Source organism: Faecalibacterium sp. OF04-11AC (assembly GCF_003460645.1).
Lineage (GTDB): Bacteria > Bacillota > Clostridia > Oscillospirales > Ruminococcaceae > Faecalibacterium > Faecalibacterium prausnitzii_I.
Window position 1 is genome coordinate 35,552 of sequence record NZ_QTVP01000008.1, and the last position, 26,009, is coordinate 61,560.

At 55.7% G+C, this 26,009-nt stretch carries 22 protein-coding genes, 1 tRNA gene and 2 pseudogenes; 13 read left to right on the forward strand and 12 right to left on the reverse strand.

Annotated elements, in window-relative coordinates; genetic code table 11:
* Positions 1–27: 27 nt before the first annotated feature.
* The 3 genes and pseudogenes from DXA70_RS05790 to DXA70_RS05800 form a co-directional block, all read right to left on the reverse strand.
* Positions 28–954 (reverse strand): ParB/RepB/Spo0J family partition protein, encoded by a 927-nt coding sequence (locus tag DXA70_RS05790; protein WP_128117868.1) that lies wholly within the window; start codon positions 952–954, stop codon positions 28–30.
* A pseudogene (locus DXA70_RS05795) lies at positions 911–1,743 on the reverse strand (ParA family protein). The gene DXA70_RS05790 and the pseudogene DXA70_RS05795 overlap by 44 nt, the downstream one beginning before the upstream one ends.
* Positions 1,743–2,612 (reverse strand): DUF6017 domain-containing protein, encoded by an 870-nt coding sequence (locus tag DXA70_RS05800; RefSeq protein ID WP_128117869.1) that lies wholly within the window; start codon positions 2,610–2,612, stop codon positions 1,743–1,745. The pseudogene DXA70_RS05795 and the gene DXA70_RS05800 overlap by 1 nt, the downstream one beginning before the upstream one ends.
* 399 nt (positions 2,613–3,011) lie before the next feature.
* Between DXA70_RS05800 and DXA70_RS05805 the strand changes: the two genes are divergently transcribed.
* Both DXA70_RS05805 and DXA70_RS05810 read left to right on the forward strand, forming a co-directional pair.
* Positions 3,012–3,084: transfer RNA gene (locus tag DXA70_RS05805), tRNA-Ala, on the forward strand.
* A 508-nt stretch (positions 3,085–3,592) separates the two neighbouring features.
* Complete coding sequence (locus tag DXA70_RS05810) at positions 3,593–4,585, forward strand: TRAP transporter substrate-binding protein (protein ID WP_022257395.1); 993 nt, start codon at positions 3,593–3,595, stop codon at positions 4,583–4,585.
* Positions 4,586–4,635: 50 nt separating this feature from the next.
* On the opposite strand, the gene DXA70_RS05815 is transcribed toward DXA70_RS05810, so the two are convergent.
* Positions 4,636–4,944: a hypothetical protein gene (locus DXA70_RS05815; RefSeq protein ID WP_128117870.1), complete on the reverse strand. Its 309-nt coding sequence runs from the start codon at positions 4,942–4,944 to the stop codon at positions 4,636–4,638.
* Between the two features lie 267 nt (positions 4,945–5,211).
* On the opposite strand from DXA70_RS05815, the gene guaA reads away from it, so the two are divergent.
* Positions 5,212–6,762, forward strand: coding sequence for a glutamine-hydrolyzing GMP synthase (gene guaA / locus DXA70_RS05820; RefSeq protein ID WP_112147765.1), 1,551 nt, complete (start codon positions 5,212–5,214; stop codon positions 6,760–6,762).
* Positions 6,763–6,897: 135 nt separating this feature from the next.
* Here guaA and DXA70_RS05825 read toward each other — a convergent pair whose 3' ends face one another.
* Entirely contained in the window at positions 6,898–7,422 is a 525-nt protein-coding gene (locus tag DXA70_RS05825) for a helix-turn-helix transcriptional regulator (RefSeq protein ID WP_347553501.1), read from the reverse strand.
* Positions 7,423–7,847: 425 nt separating this feature from the next.
* Here DXA70_RS05825 and DXA70_RS05830 point away from each other — a divergent pair, with 425 nt between their 5' ends.
* From DXA70_RS05830 to DXA70_RS05860, 6 genes are all read left to right on the forward strand, one after another.
* Positions 7,848–8,033: a hypothetical protein gene (locus DXA70_RS05830; RefSeq protein ID WP_055184318.1), complete on the forward strand. Its 186-nt coding sequence runs from the start codon at positions 7,848–7,850 to the stop codon at positions 8,031–8,033.
* 4 nt (positions 8,034–8,037) lie between these two features.
* A complete protein-coding gene (locus DXA70_RS05835) occupies positions 8,038–9,114 on the forward strand; it encodes a site-specific integrase (RefSeq protein ID WP_128117871.1) in 1,077 nt (358 codons plus the stop codon).
* On the forward strand, positions 9,111–9,440 hold the full coding sequence (locus tag DXA70_RS05840) for a hypothetical protein (RefSeq protein ID WP_128117872.1): 330 nt from the start codon (positions 9,111–9,113) through the stop codon (positions 9,438–9,440). Before DXA70_RS05835 ends, DXA70_RS05840 begins: the two co-directional genes overlap by 4 nt.
* Positions 9,437–10,561 carry a helicase RepA family protein gene (locus DXA70_RS05845; protein ID WP_128117873.1) on the forward strand — a complete coding sequence of 375 codons (1,125 nt, stop codon included), beginning with the start codon at positions 9,437–9,439 and terminating at the stop codon, positions 10,559–10,561. The genes DXA70_RS05840 and DXA70_RS05845 overlap by 4 nt, the downstream gene beginning before the upstream one ends.
* Positions 10,562–10,646: 85 nt before the next feature.
* Positions 10,647–10,880: a complexin-2 gene (locus tag DXA70_RS05850; RefSeq protein ID WP_097778380.1), complete on the forward strand. Its 234-nt coding sequence runs from the start codon at positions 10,647–10,649 to the stop codon at positions 10,878–10,880.
* A 251-nt stretch (positions 10,881–11,131) separates the two neighbouring features.
* On the forward strand, positions 11,132–12,334 hold the full coding sequence (locus DXA70_RS05860; protein WP_243001138.1) for a plasmid recombination protein: 1,203 nt from the start codon (positions 11,132–11,134) through the stop codon (positions 12,332–12,334).
* 299 nt (positions 12,335–12,633) lie between these two features.
* Here DXA70_RS05860 and DXA70_RS05865 read toward each other — a convergent pair whose 3' ends face one another.
* Positions 12,634–13,161, reverse strand: coding sequence for a nitroreductase family protein (locus DXA70_RS05865; RefSeq protein ID WP_128117875.1), 528 nt, complete (start codon positions 13,159–13,161; stop codon positions 12,634–12,636).
* A gap of 151 nt (positions 13,162–13,312) precedes the next feature.
* On the opposite strand from DXA70_RS05865, the gene DXA70_RS05870 reads away from it, so the two are divergent.
* Positions 13,313–13,642: a helix-turn-helix domain-containing protein gene (locus DXA70_RS05870; protein WP_128117876.1), complete on the forward strand. Its 330-nt coding sequence runs from the start codon at positions 13,313–13,315 to the stop codon at positions 13,640–13,642.
* Positions 13,643–13,952: 310 nt separating this feature from the next.
* On the opposite strand, the gene DXA70_RS05875 is transcribed toward DXA70_RS05870, so the two are convergent.
* The 6 genes and pseudogenes from DXA70_RS05875 to sufC all read right to left on the reverse strand — a co-directional run bounded on the left by DXA70_RS05875 (position 13,953) and on the right by sufC (position 19,165).
* Entirely contained in the window at positions 13,953–14,225 is a 273-nt protein-coding gene (locus DXA70_RS05875) for a hypothetical protein (protein WP_128117877.1), read from the reverse strand.
* Positions 14,226–14,242: 17 nt separating this feature from the next.
* Positions 14,243–14,677 (reverse strand): Fe-S cluster assembly sulfur transfer protein SufU, encoded by a 435-nt coding sequence (gene sufU, locus DXA70_RS05880; protein WP_022256556.1) that lies wholly within the window; start codon positions 14,675–14,677, stop codon positions 14,243–14,245.
* On the reverse strand, positions 14,674–15,903 hold the full coding sequence (locus tag DXA70_RS05885) for a SufS family cysteine desulfurase (protein WP_128117878.1): 1,230 nt from the start codon (positions 15,901–15,903) through the stop codon (positions 14,674–14,676). Before DXA70_RS05885 ends, sufU begins: the two co-directional genes overlap by 4 nt.
* A complete protein-coding gene (locus tag DXA70_RS05890) occupies positions 15,897–16,976 on the reverse strand; it encodes a SufD family Fe-S cluster assembly protein (RefSeq protein ID WP_128117879.1) in 1,080 nt (359 codons plus the stop codon). The genes DXA70_RS05885 and DXA70_RS05890 overlap by 7 nt, the downstream gene beginning before the upstream one ends.
* A 16-nt stretch (positions 16,977–16,992) precedes the next feature.
* Positions 16,993–18,410, reverse strand: a pseudogene (gene sufB / locus DXA70_RS05895) (Fe-S cluster assembly protein SufB).
* A complete protein-coding gene (sufC, locus tag DXA70_RS05900) occupies positions 18,407–19,165 on the reverse strand; it encodes a Fe-S cluster assembly ATPase SufC (RefSeq protein WP_022256552.1) in 759 nt (252 codons plus the stop codon). The pseudogene sufB and the gene sufC overlap by 4 nt, the downstream one beginning before the upstream one ends.
* Positions 19,166–19,354: 189 nt before the next feature.
* Here sufC and DXA70_RS05905 point away from each other — a divergent pair, with 189 nt between their 5' ends.
* The 3 genes from DXA70_RS05905 to DXA70_RS05915 are packed head-to-tail and all read left to right on the forward strand — an operon-like array spanning position 19,355 to position 25,915.
* Positions 19,355–19,642 carry a hypothetical protein gene (locus DXA70_RS05905; RefSeq protein ID WP_128117880.1) on the forward strand — a complete coding sequence of 96 codons (288 nt, stop codon included), beginning with the start codon at positions 19,355–19,357 and terminating at the stop codon, positions 19,640–19,642.
* Entirely contained in the window at positions 19,639–22,116 is a 2,478-nt protein-coding gene (locus DXA70_RS05910) for an MMPL family transporter (protein WP_128117881.1), read from the forward strand. Before DXA70_RS05905 ends, DXA70_RS05910 begins: the two co-directional genes overlap by 4 nt.
* Entirely contained in the window at positions 22,085–25,915 is a 3,831-nt protein-coding gene (locus tag DXA70_RS05915) for a GLUG motif-containing protein (RefSeq protein WP_243001140.1), read from the forward strand. Before DXA70_RS05910 ends, DXA70_RS05915 begins: the two co-directional genes overlap by 32 nt.
* The last annotated feature ends 94 nt before the right edge of the window (positions 25,916–26,009 follow it).

Sequence of the window (26,009 nt, forward strand, 5' to 3'; positions counted from 1 at the left end):
AACCGGGTCTTTCCAATTCATATCCTGTCAGCGTTCTTCACTGTGCTGACGCTTTTTCTGCCACTGCTCCAGCAGCTTGATGATGGTATCTTCCATCTGTTTGGGCGTATAGCTGCGGGGAAAGTATTTTCTCAGGGTGTCATTTTTGATGGTCACCGTATCAAGCTCGCTCTTTTTCTCCTCGCCCATAATGGCAACGACCGTCTCCGTTGTAAAAGTTCCATCCTGAGCCAGCTTCTTGATACGCTTTGCTTGTGAGACAGAAGGAAAGTTCTGGGTATCATCCATTGCCCGGATCACTTCCTGCTGTTGTTCAGGAGAAAGATAGGAAAGCTCCACAGCAGGATTGAAGGACACGGTTTTGTTATCCACCATGTCCAGCAGTTCTGGAATAAGGTTGGTCAGACGGATGAAACGTCGAACAGTCTCACGACTTTGATTATTCTCTGCGCCCAGCTTTTCATTGCTCCGCAACTTCGACACAACTTGTGTCGAAGTTAAATCTGACCTTGTACCTTGATTTTTCATGGCATCCAACTTCATTTTGTACGCAAACGCTCTCTCGCTGGGCAGAATATGCTCACGCTGCAAATTGCTATCTACCATGAGGATTATGGCAGCATCATCGTCCATCTGGCGCACAATGACCGGCAGGGTTTCCAGTCCGGCCAGCTCCGCAGCGTGTTGACGGCGGTGCCCGGAGATAATTTCATAGCCGCCCTTCGGTCTGGGGCGGGCAATCAACGGCGAAAGCACACCGTACTGCTTGACACTTTCCACGGTATCGCTCATAGAATCATCGTCCAGAACCTTGAAGGGATGGTTCTTGAATGGAAACAGCTCTCCAATCGGAATCTGCTGCACCTGCTCGCGCTGTTCTTCCTGCCGGGATTCTTCGGTGGAAAAAATATCATCGTAGCTGCTCAGACTGGCGTTTACGCTGCTTTTTGGCATCGGCCAGCACCTCCTTCGTCAGAGATTTATAGGCTTCTGCCACTTTGCCTTTCGGGTCATGGACAAAGATGCTCTTACCCGCCGCGCTGATTTCCGCTGCACGGACGGAGTGGGGAATCGTCTGACCGAACACTTTGATGTGCTTTCCGTATGCCTGCCGGATCAGCGTGTCGATTTGTCGGCCATAGTTGGTGCGGTTATCTGTCATCGTCAGCAGGATACCTTCGATTTTCAGCTTTGGATTGATCTGCCGATGCACCTTGTTGATGGTCTGCAAAAGCTGTTCCAGACCTTTCGCGGAAAGGTACTGTGCCTGTACGGGTATCAGAGCAGTGTCTGCCGCTGCCAGTGCGTTCACGGTCAGCATCCCAAGGGAAGGAGTGCAATCCAGCAGAATGAAATCATAGTCGTGCTTTACACTGTCCAGCACCTGTTTCAGCATCTTTTCCCGGTTCATGCAGTTGACAAGGGAAACTTCCAGCCCTGCCAGTTCAATGTTTGCCGGAATCAGGTCAACGCCTTCTGCGTGGTGCAGAATGCCCTCACCGGGCTGAATGGGTTGGTCATTCATGCTTTTGCCATCAGGGTGGAAAGGGTAGTGGGCAGTTCATCGGGCTGCTGCCAGCCCATACTGATGGTCAAGCTGCCCTGCGGGTCAGCGTCCACCAACAGGACTTTCTTGCCTTCCATTGCCAGCCCAATGCCAAGATTTTCACAGGTGGTGGTCTTGCCGGTGCCGCCTTTCTGGTTGACGATGGCTATTGTGGTTGCTTTCTTTGAAATTTTCATCACCTCCGCATCGCTAAGTCGTGGTTGGTTTGGTTCTGGTAGGAAAGCTGCATTGTAGTCGGTGCGTTATACAGAGAAGCAAGCAGATATTGTTTCATGTTTCGGATGGGGCTGCTGTTCTCTGCAAGGCACTTCAGCACAAAGCGGATATGGTCGGCGTTCAGCTTCATAAACCGGCTGCGTACCACCTCGGCGGGCTTATCGTCCCCGGCAATGTGCAGTAGCTTACGGTTGGTAGCGCAGGTATCCACCAGCAAATTCACGATTTGATAGAGGGTATCCTCATCATCCGGGTAAAGCCGGAGAAGAAGGTCTATCTCTATAGAATGTGAAAAATATTCTTCGAGCAGTTCACGATTCTTCATCTTCTCCGATTCGTCGGAAAGGATAAGATTCGTATTATTCATCTCTGTTTTATTCTCTTTCTTCTTAATACCTCGTGATTTTACCGGGTCTTGACAAGCGATTTTAGAGCCACAAGAATCGTCATTATCACGATTCTTGACACTCTCCTTTGAAGATTCTGACGAAAAGTTTTTCACATACACCAAACATGGCTTTCCTTGCCCTCGACGTTTTCGTTCAATCAAACCAAATTTTTCAAGCTCCCGAAGCAGTCGGGTCGCTTTGTTGTCTGCGCAACGCAAAGTCCTCTTGACATCCTCAATCGTGAAGATGATGAACACTCGACCTTTTTTGTCAAACCATTCATTTTTAACAGAAAGGCTCATGCGGTCAAGCAGGATGCCGTACAGAGTTTTGGCATCGGTTGACAGATCTTGAAACCGCTGCTCCTGAAAAAGAGCCTTTGGAATGCGGAAGAACGAAAAGAGTTCTCCGGCCTGTCCGTAAAAGTAGTCAAGGGTCATACAATTCTGTCAAGGATGAAAAAACAACGATGATGCATTGACATGGTTGACAAATCCTCCTTATAGATAATTCGTGCAAACAAAAAGCGCAACTTCGATTGATGAAAATCGAAATTGCGCGATGTAACTTAGCTGGGGGAGAAAAGTCATTTGTCGGGGTCGTTTGACCACAATTTGACCACAAAAGGAATGAAACGTCTTGACATCCAATGAAACAGAATGGTATAATACATTTGAAATTTAACGATACTGAGTCTAGGCAGTATCGGATTGTACATTGTGTTTTCGAGAGAAGCACAATGGGGTTCAAGAGGCCGTGAGTTCGATTCTCGCCACTCGGACCAAATAAAAACGATCCGAACTGTTTCTCGCAAGGGGAGCGGTTCGGATTGTTGCTATGGGCCTATAGCTCAGTTGGGAGAGCGTTCGGTTCGCATCCGAGAGGTCAAGGGTTCGAATCCCTCTAGGTCCACTTTTAGCAGCAGCGTAATTTTAACGCTGCTGCTTTTCTTTTGTATACACATAAGTCACGCACTGGCTTTGGGATCTAGAGGGATTCGAACAGCACGGCCCTGCCGTAGGCAGGGCAAGCAATCAGCCAGTGCAACGGCGACGACCGCAGCCAGTGGCTGAAACAGGGAGGAGCTGTTGGGGCCGCGTTCTGATTTTTCAAAGCCCCGCCAAGGGGCTGCGGAAAAATCAGCTAACGCAACTCGTCGCTGTTGCTTCGTGCGCGGGTCCCGACCAGTAGGAATGTCTACCGGGGAGATTTTCGTTTTTGCCGCATCGTTTTGTACGATGCGGCGTTTTTTATGTCCGAAAAAACTTTGGCAGACCGTGCCGGGCTCCGAACCCTGAAGTCGGATGCGAACCGGGCGGGATTTCCGGGAGGTGTACCGGGGACGGGAGATCTTCAAGCCGCAAAATCAGGCTTGCACAGCCCGGCCCGGATGCGCTATACTACCCTTGAGGTGATAACTATGCGCAGGAAATTCTGGCTGCTGGCGGCGGTCTGCCTGCTGGTCTGCCTGCTGGCGGGCTGCGGGAGCAAAGAACAGACCGTCACGCCGGATTTTGTGCTGACCTATGCGGACAACCAGCCCGCTGATTACCCCACCACCCAGGGCGCGGAGCGGTTTGCGGCGCTGGTCAAAGAGCGCACCGGGGGCAAGGTGGTCATTCAGGTCAAGTCCGGCGGGGAATACGGCACGGAGCAGGAAGTCTGGCAGCAGCTGTCCATTGGCGGCATTGATTTTGCCCGGCTCTCCCTCTCGGTGCTGGCAGCTGACCTGCCCAAGCTGAACGTGCTCCAGCTGCCCTGCCTTTATGAGGATGCCGCCCACATGTGGCGGGTGCTGGACGGGCCCATTGGGGAAGAGTTTCTGCGGGTGTTTGCAGAGCGGGATATGGTGGGCCTGAGCTGGTACGACGCGGGTGCTCGCTCGTTCTACTCCGACAAGTCCCTCCGCAGCCTGGAAGACCTGCAGGGCATGACCATCCGGGTGCAGGACGCCAATGTGGTCATTGATATGGTCAAGCTGCTGGGCGGTGACCCCGTGACACTGGCCTACAGTGACGTCTATGCCGCCTTTGAAACGGATAAAATTGATGCGGCCGAGAACAACTGGCCTGCCTACCTGGCCATGGAACACTACAAGGTGGCCCGGTATTATCTGGTGGACGAGCACAGCCGTGTGCCGGAAATTCAGCTGGCCAGCGGCAAGACCTGGGCAAAGCTGCCGGATGAATACCGCAGTGTCCTCCGGGAGTGTGCCCGGGAGTCCGCCCGGTATGAGCGGGAACTCTGGACCCAGCAGGAGGCCGCCGCCCGCAAGACGGTACTGGCCGCGGGCTGCCGGGAAATTCAGCTCTCGGACGAGGAAAAGGAACGCTTCCGCGAGCTGGTTCAGCCGCTGTATGAAAAATACGCCGGGCCGTATCTCGAACTGGTAAAGAAGATTCAACAAGGGTAAACGAAAAGGCTCTCTCTGCCGCGGCAGAAAGAGCCTTTTAAAAGATCGTTTTATGCCACCAGGCACCACAGCGGGGTGGTGATGAGGGAGAGCGCTGTAGAAACGGCCACGCACTTGCTGGCAAAGGCGGAGTCGCCGTTGTATTTTTCGGCCACGGTGCAGGGATGCCGGATGGTCTTGAGGATAACGGCTTTCCGGTGAGCACGCTTTTCTTCCGGAGTGGTGGGGGCAGCTCCGGCACCTTGCATAAAGTAGCTCACGCCCATTGACCGCATGGCCATCCGCTGGGGGATGAGGAAGATGGAGGTGAGCATCAGGCCCTCAGCACCAAAGATGCCCTCCGTGATACTTCTCCTCACTTTTGGACGCGGCCCCGTGTGTTGAGATTCTGATTCAAAGTATAAAAAATTCTTTGCCGCAAATCAAGGCTTTCACCATGCAACTTCCGGAGAAATGGTATGAAAGAACGGCATGATGTGCCCGCAAACGCCCCAAAAGCGGGTGTCTGGAGCGAAACTGCGGATTTCTCGGAAAACTTTCACAAAAGATGTCGCTTTTCTTTGGCAGATGTGCTATACTAACAATATCTATCAATCATTTGTGAAACAGCAGGGAGGAGAACATTCATGCAGCATGAAACCGTGATCGTGCTGGACTTTGGCGGCCAGTACAATCAGCTGATCGCGCGCCGTGTCCGCGAGAACAATGTCTACTGTGAAATCTATTCCTATAAGACCGACCTTGCCACCATCAAGGCCAAGAATCCCAAGGGCATCATCCTTACGGGCGGACCCAACAGCGTGTATCTGGAGGATTCGCCCACCATCGACCCCGAGATCTTCTCCTGGGGCGTGCCGGTGTTGGGAATCTGCTATGGCAGCCAGCTCATGATGCATCTGCTGGGCGGCCATGTCTGCCGCGCTCCGGAGCGTGAGTACGGCAAGACGGAAGTCTTTGTAGACAACAGCAGCAAGATGTTTGCGGACGTGCAGCCTTCCACCATCTGCTGGATGAGCCACAACGACTACATTGAGCAGGCAGCTCCGGACTTCAAGGTCACGGCGCACACCGTCAACTGCCCGGTGGCAGCTGCGGAAAACGAGGCCAAGGGCCTGTATGCTGTCCAGTTCCACCCGGAGGTGCTCCACACCGCTGAGGGCAAGAAGATGCTCCGTAACTTTGTGTACAATGTCTGCGGCTGCGTCGGCGACTGGAAGATGGACTCTTTCGTGGAGCACAATGTGCAGGCTCTGCGGGAGAAGATCGGCAGCGGAAAAGTGCTCTGCGCCCTGTCCGGCGGTGTCGATTCCTCCGTGCTGGCTGCCATGCTGGCCAAGGCCATCGGCAAGCAGCTGACCTGCGTCTTTGTGGACCACGGCCTGCTGCGCAAGAACGAGAAAGAGGAAGTCTGTGCCGTCTTTGGCCCGGGCAATGCCAACGGCTTTGATATCAACTTCATCTGCGTGGATGCCCGCGAGCGCTACTTCAGCAAGCTGGCAGGTGTCACCGAGCCGGAGCGCAAGCGGAAGATCATCGGCGAGGAGTTCATCCGTGTGTTCGAGGAAGAGGCCAAGAAGATCGGTAAGGTAGATTTCCTGGCACAGGGCACCATCTACCCGGATGTGGTCGAGAGCGGCCTGGGCGGCGAGTCTGCCGTCATCAAGAGCCACCACAACGTTGGCGGCCTGCCCGACACCGTGGACTTCAAGGAGCTGGTGGAGCCCCTGCGCAACCTGTTCAAGGACGAAGTCCGTCAGGTTGGCCGTGAGCTGGGCCTGCCCGAGTATCTGGTGAGCCGTCAGCCGTTCCCCGGCCCCGGCCTGGGCATCCGCATCATCGGCGAAGTGACCCCCGAAAAGGTTGCCATTGTGCAGGATGCCGACGCCATCTGGCGCGAGGAAATCGCCAAGGCCGGCCTCGACAAGGAAATCAATCAGTATTACGCAGCTCTGACCAACATGCGCAGCGTGGGCGTCATGGGAGATGAACGCACCTATGATTACGCCGTGGCCCTGCGCGCCGTCACTACCACCGATTTCATGACCGCTGAGAGCTATAACATGCCCTGGGATGTCCTGGGCACTGTCACCAGCCGCATCGTCAATGAAGTCAAGCATGTCAACCGCGTCTTCTACGATTGCACCGGTAAACCGCCGGCAACGATCGAGCTCGAGTAATCTGCAAACCCTGAAAAGTATTGATGCAATGCAATATTTTGAGAGTCAAAAGGCTCTGTGATACTGCTTTGATACTATCAAGCGATTATTCATAAAGAGAGACATGAGAATGCCCTCTGAGAAACGGTAAGTTTTTCAGAGGGCATTTTTGTGTCTTTTATTCTTTACGCCACTTTTTCTTCGGCTCGTACCGGCCGCAGTCGTCGGCGGTCTGGGGCCAGTTGAGCTTCCATTCCAGATACTCTTCTTTGGTGATCTCGCCCTCCCGGAGCTGCTCTTACGGAGCTGCCACTCCTTTAAGAAATCATCCAGCAGACGATAGCGGAAGCTGACTGCCATGTGCTTTTCCGGGAAATCTGGGTCGGTGGTGTCTATGACTTCGTAGAGCCGGGTGCCGGGATAGTGCTCGTCCAGCTCGAACAGAGTGTACATCACATCCTCTGCGGCGTACAGGGTCGGCTCATAGAGGGAACGGTAGTTCACGTCCAGCACCTCCGCAATCTTGCGGAGCAACTCTTCTTTAGGAGTGCGGGTGTTGCTTTCGTATTGTGCGATGCGGATGTCTGCGCTTTTCTCCTCAAACCCGATGGCAATGCCCAGTTCTTTCTGGGTCATACCTCGGAGGTTGCGGGCACGTTTGATGCGGTCACCGACTGCCATGCGATTACCTCCTGACTTATTGCAGTCCAACTTTTGATTCGTTGACAACACCGTTGGACTGCATATCGCAAATAGGTTGGTTTTGTCGTAAGGTGCTTTAACCTTGCGATAAACATTTTTGTTAAGTATAGTATAGCACAGAAAAACAGGAGGTGCAATAGAAAATAAACAAAAAAGTTTAAGATTTTACCCGAAAACCTCTTGACTTAACGGAATGTGTTTAGTATAATGAGAACACGAAAAGATAAGCAAAAATGCTTAGTAAAATTGAATGACCGCCAAACTGACCCAAACCGCCAAGACCTTCCGAAAGGAAGTGAGCGCTCCGTAAGGGGACGGCACAGCACCGCAAAGGGGATATGCCTGCCGGAAGTCAGCGAGGATGAAGCGGCACCGAAACGAAACCGACAAGGAAAGGACAAAAAATGGCAAACAGCATTTTTATCAAGGCAGACGAGCTGGCAAAGGAGCTGGACATCTCCCAGGGTCTGGCGTACAAGATGATCGCCCAGTGGAACGAGGAACTGAAGGCCAAGGGTTACACGACCGTAGGAGGCCGGGTGAGCAGGAGGTATTATCAGGAGAAGATCTACGGGGCAGGAGAGGAGTGATAGGATGCCAGCCTACAAGGACAGCAAACAGGGCACATGGTACGCTTCCTTCTACTTCGAGAACTGGCAAGGTGTGAAGCAGAAGAAGCTGAAACGGGGGTTTGCCACCAAGAAGGACGCTCTGGCGTGGGAGCGGGAGTTCCTTCTTCAGCAGGCAGCAGACCTGACCATGACCTTTGAAGCCTTCGTGGAAATTTATATCACAGACAAGAAAAAGCGACTCCGGGAAAACACATGGTTTACCAAGGAGCATATCATCCGAACGAAAATCTTGCCGTACTTCAAGGAAAAACGGCTCAGTGAGATCAGGCCGCGGGATGTGATCGCATGGCAGAACGAGATGCTGAACTACCGGGACAAAAATGGCAAGGCCTACTCGCCGACCTACCTCAAGACGCTGCATGGACAACTCAGTGCCATTCTGAATCACGCCGTCCGGTTCTACGGGCTGAAATCAAACGCAGCAGCCACAGCCGGGTGCATGGGGTCAGAAAAGCACAAGGAAATGCTTTTCTGGACAAAGGAAGAGTACCTCAAGTTCACAGAGGTCATGATGGACAAGCCGCAATCCTACTACGCCTTTGAAGTCCTCTACTGGTGCGGCATCCGGGAGGGCGAGCTGCTGGCTCTGACTCCGGCAGACTTCGACTTGGACAAGGGGCTGCTCTCCATCACCAAATCCTATCAAAGGCTGAAAGGCCGGGATGTGATCACTGACCCGAAAACGCCCAAGAGCGTCCGGGTCATTCAGATGCCACAGTTTCTGACGGACGAGATCAGAGACTATCTGAAATCCCTCTACAAAGTCCAGCCAGACCAGCGGATCTTTGAGGTGACCAAGAGCTACCTGCACCACGAGATGGACAGGGGAGCCAAGGCAGCCGGGGTGAAGCGGATCCGAATCCACGACCTGCGGCACTCCCATGTGTCGCTGCTGATCGAGATGGGCTTTTCGGCTCTGGCAATCGCAGACCGGGTAGGGCATGAGAGCGTGGACATCACCTATAAGTACGCCCACCTCTTCCCCTCAAAGCAGCAGGAGATGGCGCAGAAGCTGGACATGGAGCGAAAGGAGGGATGAAGATGGAACGAGTACTCGACCAGCAAGGCCGCTGGCGGAACAAGGTGGTAGCCTTCCGAATGTCCCCGGAAGAGGACGAGGTTCTGGAAGCCAAAGTAAAGCTCTCCGGGCTGACCAAACAGGAGTATATCATCCGCCGTCTGACCGACCGGGAAATCATCGTAGTAGGCAACCCAAGGGTCTACAAAGCCCTGCGAGACCAGATGAAGCTGATCTATCAGGAATTGCAGCGGCTGGCCGTGGATGAAGAGGTTCCGCCGGACTTGCTGGAGACCCTGCAAATGGTGGCTCTGACGTTGAACGGACTTAAGGAGGAATGCGAATGACGGACAATAGAAAAACGACCGTACCGGGTGCATCTGTTGGCGCAGATGCGGTACAGTCGTCTGATAAAATTACCATCAATATTATAACAAATTCGGACAAGCAAATCAATCTGCAAGCCGCGAAAAAGTCAAACAATTTCGGGCTGAACACGGTATCAATGACCGAGCTGTACGACACAGTGTATCCACCTCGGAAACCCATCGTGAACGACTTGCTGTACAGTGGCACCTACCTCTTCGTAGGTGCGCCCAAGGTAGGAAAGTCCTTCTTCATGGGGCAGCTCGCCTACCATGTGGCGATGGGGCTTCCGCTGTGGGAGTACGAGGTGCATCAGGGCACCGTCCTCTACCTTGCATTGGAGGACGATTACGCCCGGCTGCAGCGGCGGCTCTCCCGGATGTTCGGGGTAGAGGAGACCAGCAATCTCTACTTCGCAACGCAAGCTAAGTCCGTGAGCGAGGGACTTGACCAGCAGTTGGAAGGATTCATCCGGGAGCACCCGGATGTACGGCTCATCATCATCGACACCCTGCAGAAGGTGCGGGAGATCGGCGGTGACCGATACAGCTACGCCAGCGACTACGAGATCGTGACCAAACTGAAAACTTTCAGCGACAGGTACGGCATCTGCCTGCTGGTGGTTCATCACACCCGGAAGATGGAAGCCGAGGACAGCTTTGATATGATCTCCGGCACCAACGGTCTGTTGGGTGCAGCGGATGGCGCGTTCATCATGCAGAAGAAGCGGCGCACGGACAACACCGCACTACTGGACATCGTGGGGCGTGACCAGCCGGATCAGGAGCTGACATTGGAGTTTGACCGGGAACGCTGCGTGTGGGAGTTCCAAGGAGCCGAAACGGAACTTTGGAAGCTGCCGCCCGACCCGCTTCTGGAAGCGGTGGCAAAGATGCTCACCCCGGAACAGCCGGAGTGGAGTGGTGCGCCCACGGAACTGCTGGAACGTCTGCCGGGTATGAGCATACAGGCAAACATCCTGACCCGGAAGCTGAATGTGAGTGCCGACAGGCTCTACAACGACTATGGGATTCGGTACGAAAGCAGGCGCACCCATGAGGGCAGGGTGGTCAAATTAACGCTGGAAAATTCTGGGGCGTGACGATTCGTGACGGTTGTGACGGTATTTTTGCTACTATGTAAAATACCGTCACAATCGACACAACCGACACGGGATGGTGATAATGATGAAAAATGTGCAGATTTCGCAGGAACTTTTCGTCGCCTTGCTGCATTATCATTTAAGCGGCGAAAATGAGTACGAAGAGGTCATTGAGCAGGGCTTGGAGCAAAAATTGGATGCGATGTTGCGGCATGAGCTGTATGCCCAGTACAAGACAGCACCCACCGAGGAACAGCGGGAGCAGGCTCGGCAGGAGTATCTGGACAGACGAGGCGTGCCAGAAAGCTTCCGCTGGTGAGTCCCTCTATTGGCAAAGTACAGGAGCGTGTCACGCTCCTGTGAATGCAATCACGCAGGAAGGTGGTGTTGGACCGGGCAGCGGCGAGGTACAGCGTAACCCCGTCCGCAGACGGAAGCCCCCGGCAGCGCAAAGGCATCTTTTGATGGACGGAACGTCTGTCAAAAGTGCTTTTGCGTTACTTTCGACGAAAGTAACAAAGCCTTTGCCGTGTCCGGCACCAGTTACTTCCACAGAGAAAGGACGTGCGATTGAAAAGAACCATTTCCGCAATGCGGGATCCCGGCTCCCTCAACCATAACCGGAGAAGTTTCACCGCTGAAAACGTAGACCCGAAGCGCAGCAGCCTGAATGTCGTGTACCGGGATGAGTCGATTCAGAAGGTGTACCACGAACTGTTTGACGAGGCAGTGAAGCGTTACAATGCCAAGCAGAAGCGCAAGGACCGCTGTATCGACGACTACTATGAGCACCTGCGGACAGGCAAGCAGGAAAAGCTCTTCCATGAGTTGATCGTCCAGATCGGCAACAAAGATGATATGGGCGTCCTGACCGAGAACGGCGCACTGGCAAAGGAACTGCTTGACGAGTATATGCAGGGGTTCCAAGAACGTAACCCGACACTGCGGGTGTTCGGAGCTTTCCTCCACATGGACGAAGCTACGCCCCATCTGCACATCGACTTCGTGCCGTATGTGTCCGGCTGGAAGGGCAAAGGACTGGACACCAAGGTGTCCCTGAAGCAGGCGCTGAAAGCCTTGGGCTTTGCAGGCGGTTCTAAACGGGAATCCGAGCTGAACCAGTGGATCAACGCCGAGAAAGAGCAGCTTGCCGCCGTGATGGAGCGGCACGGCATCGAGTGGGAACAGAAAGGCACCCACGAAGAGCACCTGTCTGTGCTGGACTTCAAAAAGCAGGAGCGTAGTAAAGAGGTAGCGGCTCTGGAAGCTGCCAAGCAGGAGTGCCAGACCGACCTGACCGAGATGCAGGAACAGCTGGAAACAGCGCAGACAGCCGTAGAAGCCGCTGAACAGCGGGTACAGAAAGCAGAGCTGACCTACCAGAAGCAGAGCCAGAAGCTGAACAAGCTGGCTCCCATTATGGAAGGTTTGGAAAACCTGTCAGCGCAATACTCCCAGCGGCCAGAAGAATGGGTGCCAGAAGCAGCCACATTTGAGACCGCCAAGAGCTATCGGGAGAAGAAGGCCATGCCGCTGATCCAGAAGTTGGTGAAGGTACTCTTTGCCCTCCATCGGAAGTACTGGGAGGTCAAGGATGAGCGGGATAAGTATCTGCACTTCTATCAGGACGAGAAGAAAGCTACCCATCATCTAAGCCAGCGGCTGAAAGAGGTGGAGGCTGAAAACTCTCAGCTCTATGCGATGAAACGTGATTTCAGGCGAGTATGGAACTATTTCGGTGCCGAAAGATGCAGCAGGTCATTGGGCTTATGAGGGAGCAGGAGCAGACTGCGGATAGAAGCCAGAAGAAGAACAGGCAGAACAGCGTAGAGCTGTAAGCATAGCAGACCCCCGTCAGCGAATGTTGGCGGGGGTCTGTACATTATAGGGGCAACTCTTCGGAAAATCCGAAGAGTTCAGGGCAGTTGTTAAGCGTTGCTTAATAACTTGGGCAGTCTGTCAACTATCCGGGATTTTTGGATGGTTCGAGTTTAGCAGTTGGAACTATTAAGAAAAACTTAATGGTTGGACGTGCCAGAGAAAATAGAATGATATAAAGATATAATTTTAAGTTAAAGCTTCTCGAAAGATACCATGGCAGAAAGAGAGTTTCTCATTTTTGCATGGCGATCTGCGGACAGAGCCTTTTCACGAGAGGTGTCGGCGTAGCCGAGGACAAGGATGTTGACCGGTTCAAGGTTGTCGGGAATCTTAAATTCAGCCTTCAGGATGTCCGGCTTGAAATAGCATACCCATACGCTTCCTAAACCTAAGTAGGTGGCTTCCATCATCATGTGGTCGGTAATGATGCTTGCATCAATATAGGTCAGCTTTTTACCATCAAAGGGACGTGTCCAGACCTTATTTGTATCGCTGCAAACGATAATTGCCAGCGGCGCACCATAGATATTTGTGGCCTTTCCAATTTTACGAAGGCCCTCATCACTCTGCACTACAATCAGGTGTTGAGGCTGGCAATTACCACCCGTGGGTGCAACGTAAGCTGCCTCTAAGATGGCATCCAGCTTTTCCTTCTCAACCTTCTGCTTTGTGTAAGCGCGTACACTATACCGTTTCTTTGCAAGTGTCAAAAAATCCATAATGTGATGGTCCTTTCTGAAAGTGTAAATTTGTGTAGGGTCTTGATAATTCAGTCGGCCTATGCTATGATTTTATCAGTCGTTTTCAAAAAAGCAAGAACGCACTTTTTTGTTATATACTACCTAAAAAGATAGTGTAGGGAAGAGAAAAATGAAATGTCCAAGTACCTTTAGCTGCCCGGTTGAAGCAACCCTCGATTTGATTGGTGGGAAATATAAAGCACTTATTCTGTGGCATTTGATTGATAATACCTTGCGCTTTAATGAGATAGGAAAGTTGATTCCCAAGGCTACGCCTAAAATGCTGACACAGCAGCTTCGGGAGCTTGAAAATGATAACTTGGTTATTCGGAAAGTTTATCCTGTTGTGCCGCCAAAGGTAGAATATTCGCTCAGCGACTTTGGGAGAAGCATCATTCCTATTTTGGATGCGATGTGTAAATGGGGAGAAAACTATCTGGCAGATGCAAGCAAGAAGTAATCCTTAAAAGACAGTTGCTTCCTGAACGTAAATACGTTATAATAATCACAGAGATCCCGCTGGTTGTGTGATACTATCCTGATACTAAAAAATCAGCAAGCCGCATCTACCACGGTAATCTCATGGAAAAATGAACATCCCCAAATAGCATCACTAAACAAATTTGTTTAGTTAAGATCTAAACTTACCGAGCTCGAGTGATCGAAGAATAATTTGAAAGCCCCGGAAAGGTTCGAGAAATCGAAACTTTCCGGGGCTTTTTTGACATCATGACATCACAAAACGGGCCGTGACATCACCTGTTTTCAGCCTAGCCGAGTGACATCAAATCAGAGTCATCGTTGTTAGAAGTGGGGGAGCCGATGGCCTCCAGCTTCGACACAAGCTCCTGCTGCTTGTTGGGGTACAAATGGGCATAAGTTCGCATGACGACGGGAACAGTATCGCCGATGCGCCTCGCCACCAGAACGATGGAGTAGCCCAGCTCAATGCAGAGGGAAACGTGGCTGTGCCGAAGATCATGGACGCGAATGTCCGGCAGATAGGTTATATAAAAAATGAGAGGGCTCGCAAGTCCTCTCATTTTTGCGTATCCGGAAATCAAATTTTTCCCTCGCCGTCCAGTGCCTCTTCCAGCGTGTGCCAGGCCAGTACGGCGCACTTGACGCGGGCGGGGACATGGGCAATGCCCTGCAGGGCGGCCACGTCTTCCAGATCATCCAGCTGCTCCGGCGTGATTTTGCCCTTGATCATATCAAAATACAGGCCGATGAGGCGGCGGGCGTCCTCCACGGTGCGGCCCTTGACCAGGTCGATCATCAGGGAAGCAGAGGCCTGGGAGATGGCGCATCCTGTGCCGATGAAGCCGGCATCCTCGATCTTTCCGTCCATGACCCGGAGCTGCAGGGTGATGTCATCGCCGCAGCTGGGGTTGACGCCCTCTAGGCTGTGGGTGGCACCCTCCACCGGGTGGCGGTTCTGCTTGCTGCGGCTGTTTTCGGTAATGATCTGTGTATAGAGCTCGTTCAGGTTCATAAGCCCATCACCTTTCGTACGTTTTCCAGATTATTCAGCAGGGCGTCCACGTCTTCTTCCGTGTTGTAGAGGGCAAGACTTGCCCGGCAGCAGGAGCCGATGCCCAGGAAATCCATCAGGGGCTGGGCACAGTGGTGTCCGGCACGGATGGCCACACCGCCTGCATCCAGGATGGTGGCGACATCGTGAGGGTGGACATCCTGCACGTTGAACGACACCACGCCGAACCGCTTGTCCGCCACGGGTTCGCCGTAGACGGTCAGCCAGGGCATGGAGGCCATTCCCTGGAGCATTCGCTCCAGAAGGGCATGTTCGTGGGCCATCATGGCATCCCAGCCAATGGCGTCCATATAATCCAGTGCGGCTGCAAAGCCGACCTCACCGCCCACGTTCCGGGTGCCCGCCTCAAACTTGCGGGGGCCCTCGGCCCAAGTGGCCGTATGCTCATGCACGGCACCGATCATGTCACCGCCGCTGAGGAACGGGGGCATCTTATCCAGCAGCTCCTTGCGGGCATAGAGGGCTCCCATGCCCATGGGGGCGTAGAGCTTGTGGGCGGAGCAGGCCGCAAAATCCACATCCAGCTTTTTGACATCAACGGGCATGTGCGGGGCGCTCTGGGCGCAGTCCAGCACCACCACAGCGCCCACCGCGTGGGCCCGTGCCACAATTTCTTCCACCGGGGCACGCAGGCCCAGCACATTGGACACCATGCCGATGGCGACCAGTTTGGTCTTGGAAGTGATCTTTTTGTCCAGCTCCTCGGCGGTCAGGTGGCCGTCCGGGCCGGGGTAGAGGTACACGAGCTTGGCACCCGTTGCTTTCACCACCCGCTGCCAGGGCACCAGATTGGAGTGGTGCTCGGCCACAGAGATCACGATTTCGTCGCCCTCATGCAGGAAATGCAGGCCATAACTGTAGGCCACCAGATTCAAGGATTCGGTGGTGTTCTGGGTGAAGACGATCTCATCATCCTCGGCCCCAAAGAACCGCGCCACCCGGTGGCGGGCTCCTTCGTGGGCGTCGGTGGCACGCATGGCCAGCTCATACACGCCCCGGTGGGGGTTGGCATTGTCTTTCTGGTAGTAGTGCAGCACGGCATCCAGCACCTGCTGGGGGTGCTGGGTGGTGGCGGCGCTGTCCAGATAGACCAGCCGATTGCCGTTTTCGTCAGCGGCCAGAATGGGGAAATCTTTCACCCAAGGGTTGTTCTGTGTGGTCAGCATGTCTCATCCAGCCTCCTTGCTGCTTCGGTGCGTACTTCCTCCCGCAGAGCTTCCAGCGGGATCTTTTCAATGGCGGGGGCAAAGCGGGCGTCCACCATCAGGCGGCGGGCCTGGGCCTCGTTCAGGCCACGGGAGCGCAGATAGTAGAGTTTTGCTTCGTCCAAGCGGCCAATGGAGGCCGCGTGCTGGCCCTCGACTTCTTCCTCTCCGCAGAGGATCAGGGGAGCGGTGCGGTTGCGGGCGTGGGGGCTGAAGAGCAGCACATCCTCGCTCTCATGGCCGACGCCCCGCTTGGCGCCCCGGCGGAAATCAATGGTGCCGCGCAGGATCTTATCGGTATTGCCGGTCAGGACGCCAGCGGTGTGCATCTCGCACAGGGTGTCCTTAGCAGTGTGGATGGAGACATCATTGTAATCCAGCACGGCATCCTCGCCGCCAAAATAGACGGCGTCCAGGTCATATTCACTTTTGGGAGTGCCCAGCATGGCGCGGGTGCCGCAGGCGGAAAGACTTCCGCCCAGCTCCACACGCACCTGCTCCACTTTGGCACCGGGGCCCTCTTCCACGGCCACGGCGTTCCAGCGGCGGGCCTTGCTGCCCAGCAGCTGAATCTGTACCAGTTTGACATGGGCACCCTCTCCGGTGCGGATGCGGGTGAGGGAAGCGGCCACACCGTTTTCGGCGTCGCCACGCACCACCTGCACCAGCGTCACGCTGCTGTGGGCTTTTGCGTCCAGCGAGAACACGCTCAGGGCCGTGGGGTGGGCGGCGTCCAGTGTGACTTCAAACTGGACGGGGTCGTTTACCTCCACGCCCTCGGCCACGGTGAGGGCCGAGCGGACATTGGCGTTCCCCAGCAAAAATGCATCGGTCTCTGCACCCATGCCGCTCTCGGCAAAGGTGGTAAAATCTTCTTCGGCTTCCCCCACACCGGCGGGCAGGGTAAAGGCAAGGTTCACCTCGCCCCAGTCGTCCGCCGGGACAGCGGGCAGTGCCGCCGCTTTGGGGGCGGAATTGACACCGCACTGGTTCCAGGTGGGGACAGGCAGGCGGTTCATGTTTAAATCATTCATCGTTCCCGGCCTCCTTTCAGCCAATGCTGCCTTTCATTTCCAGATGGATGAGGTTGTTCATCTCCACGGCGTACTCCACGGGCAGCTCCTTGGCAATGGGCTCTGCAAAGCCGCCCACGATGAGGGCCCGGGCGTCCTCTTCCGAGAGGCCGCGGCTCATCAGGTAGAAGACGGCTTCCTCGCTGATGCGTCCGATCTTGGCCTCATGGCCCACATCCACGGCATCGCAGCGAATGTCCATTTCCGGAATGGTATCGGAGCGGGAGCGGTCATCCAGCATCAGGCTCTCGCAGGAGACAGCCGACTTGGAGCCCGTGGCATTGGGCAGCACGGTGACAGAGCTGCGGAAGTTGGAGACGCCGCCGTCCCGTGCAATGGATTTGGTGGTGATGTGGGAGCTGGTGTTGGGAGCAGCATGAACCACTTTTGCACCGGTGTCCAGATCCTGTCCGGCACCCGCAAAAGTGATGCCGGTAAACTCCATCCGGGCACCCTCGCCCGCCAGAATGCTCATGGGGTAGAGGCAGGAGGTGTGAGAGCCGAACGAGCCGGACACCCACTCGATGGTGCCGCCCTTTTCCACCTTGGCACGCTTGGTGTTCAAGTTGTACATGTTCTTGGACCAGTTCTCAATGGTGGAGTAGCGCACCCGGGCGTTCTCACCAACGTAGATCTCCACGCAGCCTGCGTGAAGGTTGGCTACATTATATTTAGGAGCGGAGCAGCCTTCAATGAAGTGGAGGTAAGCGCCCTTGTCCACAATAATTAAGGTGTGCTCAAACTGGCCGGCACCCGGCGCGTTGAGCCGGAAGTAGGACTGCAGCGGAATCTCCACACTGACACCCGCCGGGACATACACGAACGAGCCTCCGCTCCAGACCGCGCCGTGCAGGGCGGCAAACTTGTGGTCAGTAGGGGGCACCAGCTTCATAAAGTGGGTACGCACCATTTCGGCATAGGGGCCGTTGAGGGCACTCTCAATATCGGTGTAAACCACGCCCTGTGCGGCCACCTCGGCCTTGACGTTGTGGTAGACCACTTCGGAGTCATACTGGGCACCCACACCAGCCAGCGAAGCTCGTTCGGCCTTGGGGATGCCCAGCCGCTCAAACGTGTTTTTGATGTCGTCGGGCACCTCGCTCCACTTGCCCCGCATCTCAGTCTTGGGGCGGACATATGTGACGATATTGCTCATGTCCAGCCCCTCGATGGAGGGCCCCAGTTCTGCACCGGCATGGAGTTGTAGACGCGCAGGCTCTTCTGGCGGAAAATGCGCATCCACTCGGGGTCATTCTTTTCCTCGGAAATCTTCTCGACGATCTCCGGGGTCAGGCCGGAATGGACCTCAAAGGCAGCGTTGGGCTTGTCCTTGATGTCGTAAATGCTGCGGTCCACCTCGGCAACGTCGGTCTTTTCTGTTTCAAAGGCTCTCATTTGGCTTCGTCCTCCTTCAGCGCGCGGAAGCCCTCCTCGATGATCTCATTGACCAGGCTTCCGTCGCCGGTGCGCACGATGTGGGCGTCGTCCAGCACATGGACGTAGTCCACATGCAGGCCCTCCAGGATTTTGGCGTTGTGGGTGATGATGATAAGGGCGTTGTCCTTGTTGTGGTAAGCGCGCACGCCCTGTGCTACCGTCTTCACGGCATCCACGTCCAGGCCGGAGTCCGTCTCGTCCAGCAGGGCCAGAGAGGGTTTGAGCATCAGCAGCTGCAAAATCTCACTCTTCTTCTTCTCGCCGCCGGAGAAGCCTACATTCAAATAGCGGTCGGCATAGCTCTCATCCATGCCCAGCGCTTCCATCTGCTGGGCCAGCTCCTTGCGGAACGCAAACACTTTGACGGGCTTGCCGGTAATGGCGTTCTGGGCCGTGCGCAGGAAATTCTCCAGCGTGATGCCGGGGATCTCTTCGGGGGTCTGGAACGAGAGGAACATGCCCAGCTTTGCCCGCACATCGGCAGGCTCGTGGGTCACATCCTGACCCTTGAAAATGATCTGGCCGCGGGTAACGGTATAACGGGGGTCGCCCATCAGGGCGCTCATCAGGGTGGATTTACCGGCACCGTTGTGGCCCATCAGAACATGGGTCTCACCGGGATAAATGGTCAGGTTCAAACCGTCCAGAAGCACTTTCTGCTCCTCGCCTACGGTAACCTGCAGATCTTTGACTTCCAGCAGGGGACTGCTCATGGAATACACCTCCAAATGATATCAGGGACTGCATGGCTTGGGATTGAATCCCGAGTGATGCGGTAGGATTACTCTCTGGCCTTATACTATACCACTCCGCTATGGATTTCAAGCCCCGTCAAAATTTGTTAACACTCTTTGGCATTCGGCACAAGAAAAAAAGAGCCCGGTGCAGGTGGTTTGTGCAAGATGGCAGAGGGCGAAAAACGCCTGAGGCAAACGTATGGCAAAAGATTTTTGTCCGCCATCCTTTTTCATCATTTTGCCGTTTTTGTCGCTTGCTTTTTAAAAAAAGTTGGGTTAATATTACATTTGTACAAATTTTGTCTGCTTTTCTTTTGCAAATTCACAAATAGGAGGCACCCTATGAAGAAACTGTCACGGCTGCAAAAGGCCGTATCAGCTGCCGAAGAACCGCGCGGCGGCCCGGGGATACTCACCCAGGCCCCAATTTGCCGAGAGGAGGGAACACGATGACCGAGCAGGAACAGCCCAAAAACGATTTTATGCACAAGCTCGCGCTGCAAATTGTTGAGCGGCGCAACCTTGTGTTCCTCATTGTCATTCTGGGGGCCGTCTTCACCATCTTCTCCCGCAGCTGGGTCAAGGTGGAAAGCGACTTGACCACCTATCTGCCCAAGACCAGCGAGACCCGCATGGGCCTGGACATTATGGAGAAAGAGTTTACCACCTACGGTTCTGCCGATGTCATGGTGGCAAACATCACGCCGGACGAGGCAGACCAGCTTAACGACGAGCTGGCGGGCCTCAGGGGCATCCAGATGATCGAGTACGATGATACCACCGCCCATTATAATAATGTATCGGCGCTGTACTCCATCACATTCGATTACCCCGAGGACGACGACCAGTGCCTGGAAACGCTGGAAAGCGTCAAGGAGTACCTGAAAGACTACGATATCTACGTTTCCACCTCGCTGGGCAATACGCAGGAGGAGACGATTGAGCGTGAAGTCAATGTCATCATGGTGTATGTTGCCGTCATCATTGTGGTGGTGCTGATCTTCACCTCCCAGACCTATGCGGAAGTTCCCGTGCTGCTGCTCACTTTCGTGGTGGGCATGATCCTCAACATGGGCACCAACTTCCTGCTGGGCACCATCTCGTTCGTTTCCAACTCGGTCACGAACATTCTGCAGCTGGCCCTTTCTCTGGACTACGCCATCATCTTCTGCAACCATTTTAAAGAAGAACACGAGACCCTGCCCTTGAAAGAGGCGGTCATCGAGTCGCTGGCCAAGAGTATTCCGGAGATCAGTTCCAGCTCCCTGACCACCATCGGCGGTCTGGTGGCCATGCTGTTCATGCAGTTCAAGATCGGCCCGGATATGGCCATCTGCCTGATCAAGGCCATCCTGTTCTCCATGCTGTCGGTCTTCGTGGTCATGCCCGGCCTGCTGATGCTGTTTGGCCCTTACATGAGCAAGACCAAGCACCGCAACTTTGTGCCCAAGATCTCGTTCGTGGGCCGCTATGCTTACAAAACCCGCAAGATCGTTCCCATCGTCTTTGCAGTGGTGCTGGTGTTTGCCTACCATTTCCAGACACAGTGCCCCTACGCCTATGGCTACGGCCCGATCAAGACGCCAGTGCTGAATGAGACGCAGATCGCCGATAACATGATCGACGAAAACTTTACCAAGTCCAACCTGGTGGCTCTCGTCGTACCAAAGAACGACGATTACCGGGTGGAAGCAGCCATGATCAAAGAACTGGAAAGCCACGATGAGGTGGACCACACCCGCGGCCTTTCCAACATCGAGGCCATGGACGGCTACATGCTGGAAGACCGGCTCACTTCCCGCCAGTTCTCTGAGATGGCGGGCCTGGATTACGAGCTGGCCCAAGTGGTCTACACAGGCTACGCGTTGGAAAATGATGAGTACGGCCAGGTCATTGGCAACTTCTCCAACTACAGTGTGCCGCTCATTGATATGTTCCTCTACGTCTGTGACGAGGTCGATTCCGGCATTGTCAGCCTGGACCAGGATCAGATCGACGACCTGCATGATGCCCAGACCCAGATGCTGAGCGCAAAGGCCCAGCTGCAGGGCGCGGATTACAACCGTATTCTGGTCTACCTGAACCCCAGCCTCCAGAGCGGGGATGAGATGTATGAGTTCACCGACCAGATGCGCACCATCGCCCGGAAGTATTACCCGGACGGCGACATCTATCTGGCGGGCGACGCCACCAACGAGTACGACTTCCAGAAGTCGTTTGCCATCGACAACATCGTGGTCAGCGTGGTCTCCGTGCTGATCGTCCTGATCGTCCTGCTGTTCACGTTCCAGTCAGTGGCAATGCCCATCCTGCTGATCCTCGTCATCGAGGGCGCGATCTGGGTCAACTTCTCCATCCCCGCTTTTATCCACACGCCGCTGTACTTCATGGGCTACCTGATCGTCAGCTCCATCCAGATGGGTGCAAACATCGATTACGCCATCGTCATTGCAACCCGATACAACGAGCTGCGGGATAAGATGGACCATAAGACGGCCATGATCGAGACGCTGAACTTTGCGTTCCCCACCATCCTCACCTCCGGCACCATCATGACGGTGGCCGGTACCCTGATCGGTCAGATGACGTCCGATGCCTGCATCGTGGGCATCGGCCAGTGCCTGGGCCGCGGTACCATCATCTCCATCTTCCTGGTACTGTTCGTCCTGCCGCAGATCCTGCTGGTGGGCGGCAAGCTGGTGGATATGACATCGTTCTCCATGCATCATGTGGTGCTCCACACCAATACGGCCAGCGGCCGGGTGCGAGTCAACGGCATGGTGCAGGGCGAGGTGCACGGCTCGGTGGCTGGCACCATGAACGCCATCGTGGACGGCGATGTCCACCTGACCGTTCTCTCGGGCAAAATCTTACAGGAGGTGCAGGAGGAAAACCATGATGAACCCAAAGCAGAACCGAAACAGTGAGTCTGCGGCGGGCAGCACCCGGCTGCTGCACCGCCTGACCGCTGCGCTGCTGGCCCTTGTGCTGGCAGTGAGCATTGCATTGCCGGTCTTTGCGGCTGATGAAGCGCAGACCGACACCGTTTATATCAACAGCGTGCAGGACCTGCTGGCCTTTGCTGAGAATTGCGGCTACGACCAGTGGTCCCGCGGCAAGACCGTGATCCTGCAGGAAGACCTCTCGCTGGAGGATACGGAGTGGGCCCCCGTTGCGTCGTTCAGCGGCGCGTTCAAGGGCAACGGCCACACCATCTCGGATGTCAGCCTCATGGGGGCTTATTCTCCAGCCGGCTTCTTCGGCATCCTGGAAGAGGGCGGTTCCATTCAGGACCTTACCATCAAGGGTGTGGTCAATCCCGCTGGTACCCAGAAGACCGCAGGCGGTCTGGTGGGCACCAACTACGGCACCATCATCAACTGCACGTTCTCCGGTGCTGTCCACGGCGAGGAGGAGGCGGGCGGTCTGGTGGGCCGCAATGAGACGAGCGGAACCATCGACCACAGCACCTCCCGTGCCATGGTCAGCGGTGCGTATTCCACCGGCGGCATCGTGGGCTACAACCTCGGTGTCATCACCGGCTGCACCAATGTGGGTGCCGTCAACTCCGAGTATCAGGAGTCCGCCCTCGATATGGAGGGCCTCCCGGCCACTCTGCTGGAGCTGGTCAAGAAGGATATGGGCGATGACCTGAGCAATAACATCTCCAATGTCTCCTCGGATACCGGCGGCATTGCCGGCCGCTCCTCCGGCCTGATCCTCAGCAGTGCCAACGCGGGCGACGTGGGCTATGCCCATGTAGGCTATAATGTGGGCGGTATCGTGGGCCGGACCGATGGCCTGATCTCCGGCTGTGTCAACCAGGGCCTGGTACAGGGCCGCAAGGACGTGGGCGGCATTGCCGGCCAGGCAGAGCCCTATGTGGAGCTGGACCTGGACCAGAGCACCATCAACCGTCTGCGCACCGAGCTGGACACGCTGCACACCATGGTCAACGGCGCGGCCGATGACATGGACGGCAGCACCAGCCTCCTCAATACCGACCTCAACACCCTGAACTCTCAGATGGACACCGCCGTGCAGGCAGCCCGCCGTCTGCAGGAGCAGGGAGGCGATTACTTTGACGAAGTGGCGGACGAGGTGGACCGCACGGGCGACCTCATCTCCGATACATTTACCCGGCTGGAGCCCGTGATGGACACGGGTGCCGACGCACTGGATAAGATGACCACCGCCGTGGGCCAGCTCAAGTGGGTCACCGCGGAGATGGCGGCCGAGATGCTGACCGCCTCCACGGCACTGGCCAAGGCTTCTTCCGGCGCGCACAAGGCCAGCGACGCGCTGGATTCCAGCAAACAGGGTCTGGAGCAGATCAGCAAGGGCCTGGACGACCTGATCGCCTCGCTGCCGGGCAAGGATGACAGCGGCCTGAGCAGCGCCATCAGCACCATTCTGGGCGGCTATTCCAGCGTGTCCGGTGACGCGGTGGACGATCACATCAAAACAGCCATCTCCCTGCTGCAGGTAGCGAATTCCGCTATGAGCATCCTCTCGTTGGGTTCCGGCATGAGCGGCCAGATGAAGCTGCTGACCACCGGCCTGGGCCTGCTGCGGAGCGCCACGCTGCTGGCCGATGACGGCCAGCTGGCTTCCGCCGGCAAGCAGGTCACCCGCGCCGTGGGCAATATGGCAGGCCTGGCCACGCAGATCGGCGCGCTGCTGGGCAACACCGCCAACCTCGTTTCGGAGCAGGGCGATACCCAGATGGCTTCTGCCCTTACCAGCATGTCCGGCGCGCTTGGCAATGTGGGCGACCGGCTGGGCAATCTGGAAGATATTCTGGATCAGCTGGGCTTCAACACCGGCAACATCAGTTCCGGCAATGCCTCCATTCAGGCGGGTCTGGATTCCCTGAGCGATGCCGCACAGGATCTGGGCAAGGCTGCGGATGATTTTGACAAGTCTCTGGATATCCTCAAGACGGATTCCGCCCTCACCAGCGCAACGCTGGGCCACATGTCCGCCAGCCTCGGCATCATGGCGGAGGGCATGAGCGGCCTGACCAGCATGACCAGCCAGGCGGCAGATATCGTCCACTGGCTGGCGGAGCAGGATCCCATCCATGTGCCGCGCCCCTCTTCCGAGATGACCGCGACCAAGGATGAACTGTTTGACGCTGTGACGAACATGACCGACCAGATGAGCACCCTCAACCGGGATATGCTCTCGGCCAGCAATACCCTCACCAGCAACCTCCGCTCCATCAACGACCAGATCAATGTGGTCTCCAACCTGCTGCTGGATGCTGTGGAAGAGATCAGCGACCCCGGCAGCAAGAACATCTTTGAAGATGAGTCCGAGAACCTGACGGCTCAGAACGAGGGCAAGATCGAGGGCTGTACCAACCGCGGCACCGTGGAAGCCGACATGAATGTGGGCGGCATTGCGGGTACCATGGCGGTGGAGAACACCCTTGACCCCGAAGACGACGATAAGGATGAGAACCGTTCGCTCCTGCGCACCGAGTACACCATCAGCGCGGTGGTGATGAACTGTGTCAACGAGGGCACCGTTACCTCCAAGAAAGAGGCGGCGGGTGGCATCTGCGGCGAGATGGATCTGGGCTACATCACGGGCTGCGAAGCTTACGGCAAAGTGGATGGCAACAACAAGGTGGGCGGCATTGCAGGCCGTTCCTCCGCAAAGCTGATCTCCAACTGGGCCAAGTGTGAGCTGACCGGCAGCAAGTACATTGGCGGCATCGTGGGCCAGGGCGCGGACAGTGTCCTGACCGGCAACAGCTGCATCATCAAGGATAACCGCGCCATGGTGGATATCCATGAGCCGGACGATGACGGGGATGACTCCGAAGTGGCCCTCTCCACGAGCAGCAGCAACACCGACGGTCAGTATTGGGGCGCCATTTCCGGCGGCCAGGATGGTACGTTCACGGGGAACCTGTTTGTCTCCGATACCCTGCACGGCGTTGACCGCATCAGCCGTGCCGGTCAGGCAGAGCCCATTGATTACGATACCATGCGGGCACTGGAGGGCGCGCCCAAGGGCTTCCAGAAGCTGACGCTGACCTTTATGGCCGACGGCCACATCGTGGACCAGCGCACCTTTACTTACGGTGCATCGTTTACCGAGGCGGATTACCCCGAGCTGCCCCGGAAAGACGGCTACTTTGCCGAGTGGAACACCCCGGTGCTGGATGACCTCCATCTGGATACCGTGGTCACGGCGCTGTACACCTCTTACATCCCGGCACTGAAGAGCATTGATGTCCGCACCAACGGCCGTCCGATCTTCTATGTAGATGGCCTGTTTGGCGGCTCCAATACCCTGAGCGTTACTTCCCAGACGCCGTCCGGCGTGGCCAATGCCACCGAGCAGTGGCTGCTGGACTTCTCGGACGACGGGCAGGAGACCCACACCATTCGCTATCTGCCGCAGGGCAAGCAGGGCAGCGTCTATGTCCAGCAGGATGGCAAATGGATCAAAGTGCCTACCGATACCTTTGGCAGCTACATCACCTTTACGGCTGCCGGGACCGAGATCGTCATGGCCTTTGTGCCCAAGGGCATCCCGCTCTGGGAGCTCTGCGGCGGCACGGCAGCCGCGCTGCTGGTGGCAGCATTCCTCGCACGGAAGCTGATCCACAAGCGTAAGGCCCGTAAGGCCAAAAAGAACGCTGCCCCCGTGGAGGAACTGGAAACGCCGATTGAATCGGACGACCAGAGCACCGAGCAGCACACCAAATAAAAACCAGCCCTTGGGCTGAAATGGAAAAGGCTCCGGGCCTGCCTCCCTGTGAAAGGGGAGTGCAGGCCCGGAGCCTTTTTTGCGTATACGGAAA

Bases quoted from the DNA above. Each gene is read 5' to 3' on its own strand.
- DXA70_RS05790 (WP_128117868.1), bottom strand. From the start codon at position 954: ATGCCAAAAAGCAGCGTAAACGCCAGTCTGAGCAGCTACGATGATATT.
- DXA70_RS05800 (WP_128117869.1), bottom strand. From the start codon at position 2,612: ATGACCCTTGACTACTTTTACGGACAGGCCGGAGAACTCTTTTCGTTC.
- DXA70_RS05810 (WP_022257395.1), top strand. From the start codon at position 3,593: ATGCGCAGGAAATTCTGGCTGCTGGCGGCGGTCTGCCTGCTGGTCTGC.
- guaA (WP_112147765.1), top strand. From the start codon at position 5,212: ATGCAGCATGAAACCGTGATCGTGCTGGACTTTGGCGGCCAGTACAAT.
- DXA70_RS05825 (WP_347553501.1), bottom strand. From the start codon at position 7,422: ATGGCAGTCGGTGACCGCATCAAACGTGCCCGCAACCTCCGAGGTATG.
- DXA70_RS05830 (WP_055184318.1), top strand. From the start codon at position 7,848: ATGGCAAACAGCATTTTTATCAAGGCAGACGAGCTGGCAAAGGAGCTG.
- DXA70_RS05835 (WP_128117871.1), top strand. From the start codon at position 8,038: ATGCCAGCCTACAAGGACAGCAAACAGGGCACATGGTACGCTTCCTTC.
- DXA70_RS05840 (WP_128117872.1), top strand. From the start codon at position 9,111: ATGAAGATGGAACGAGTACTCGACCAGCAAGGCCGCTGGCGGAACAAG.
- DXA70_RS05845 (WP_128117873.1), top strand. From the start codon at position 9,437: ATGACGGACAATAGAAAAACGACCGTACCGGGTGCATCTGTTGGCGCA.
- DXA70_RS05850 (WP_097778380.1), top strand. From the start codon at position 10,647: ATGAAAAATGTGCAGATTTCGCAGGAACTTTTCGTCGCCTTGCTGCAT.
- DXA70_RS05865 (WP_128117875.1), bottom strand. From the start codon at position 13,161: ATGGATTTTTTGACACTTGCAAAGAAACGGTATAGTGTACGCGCTTAC.
- DXA70_RS05870 (WP_128117876.1), top strand. From the start codon at position 13,313: ATGAAATGTCCAAGTACCTTTAGCTGCCCGGTTGAAGCAACCCTCGAT.
- DXA70_RS05875 (WP_128117877.1), bottom strand. From the start codon at position 14,225: ATGAGAGGACTTGCGAGCCCTCTCATTTTTTATATAACCTATCTGCCG.
- sufU (WP_022256556.1), bottom strand. From the start codon at position 14,677: ATGAACCTGAACGAGCTCTATACACAGATCATTACCGAAAACAGCCGC.
- DXA70_RS05885 (WP_128117878.1), bottom strand. From the start codon at position 15,903: ATGCTGACCACACAGAACAACCCTTGGGTGAAAGATTTCCCCATTCTG.
- DXA70_RS05890 (WP_128117879.1), bottom strand. From the start codon at position 16,976: ATGAATGATTTAAACATGAACCGCCTGCCTGTCCCCACCTGGAACCAG.
- sufC (WP_022256552.1), bottom strand. From the start codon at position 19,165: ATGAGCAGTCCCCTGCTGGAAGTCAAAGATCTGCAGGTTACCGTAGGC.
- DXA70_RS05905 (WP_128117880.1), top strand. From the start codon at position 19,355: ATGGCAGAGGGCGAAAAACGCCTGAGGCAAACGTATGGCAAAAGATTT.
- DXA70_RS05910 (WP_128117881.1), top strand. From the start codon at position 19,639: ATGACCGAGCAGGAACAGCCCAAAAACGATTTTATGCACAAGCTCGCG.
- DXA70_RS05915 (WP_243001140.1), top strand. From the start codon at position 22,085: ATGATGAACCCAAAGCAGAACCGAAACAGTGAGTCTGCGGCGGGCAGC.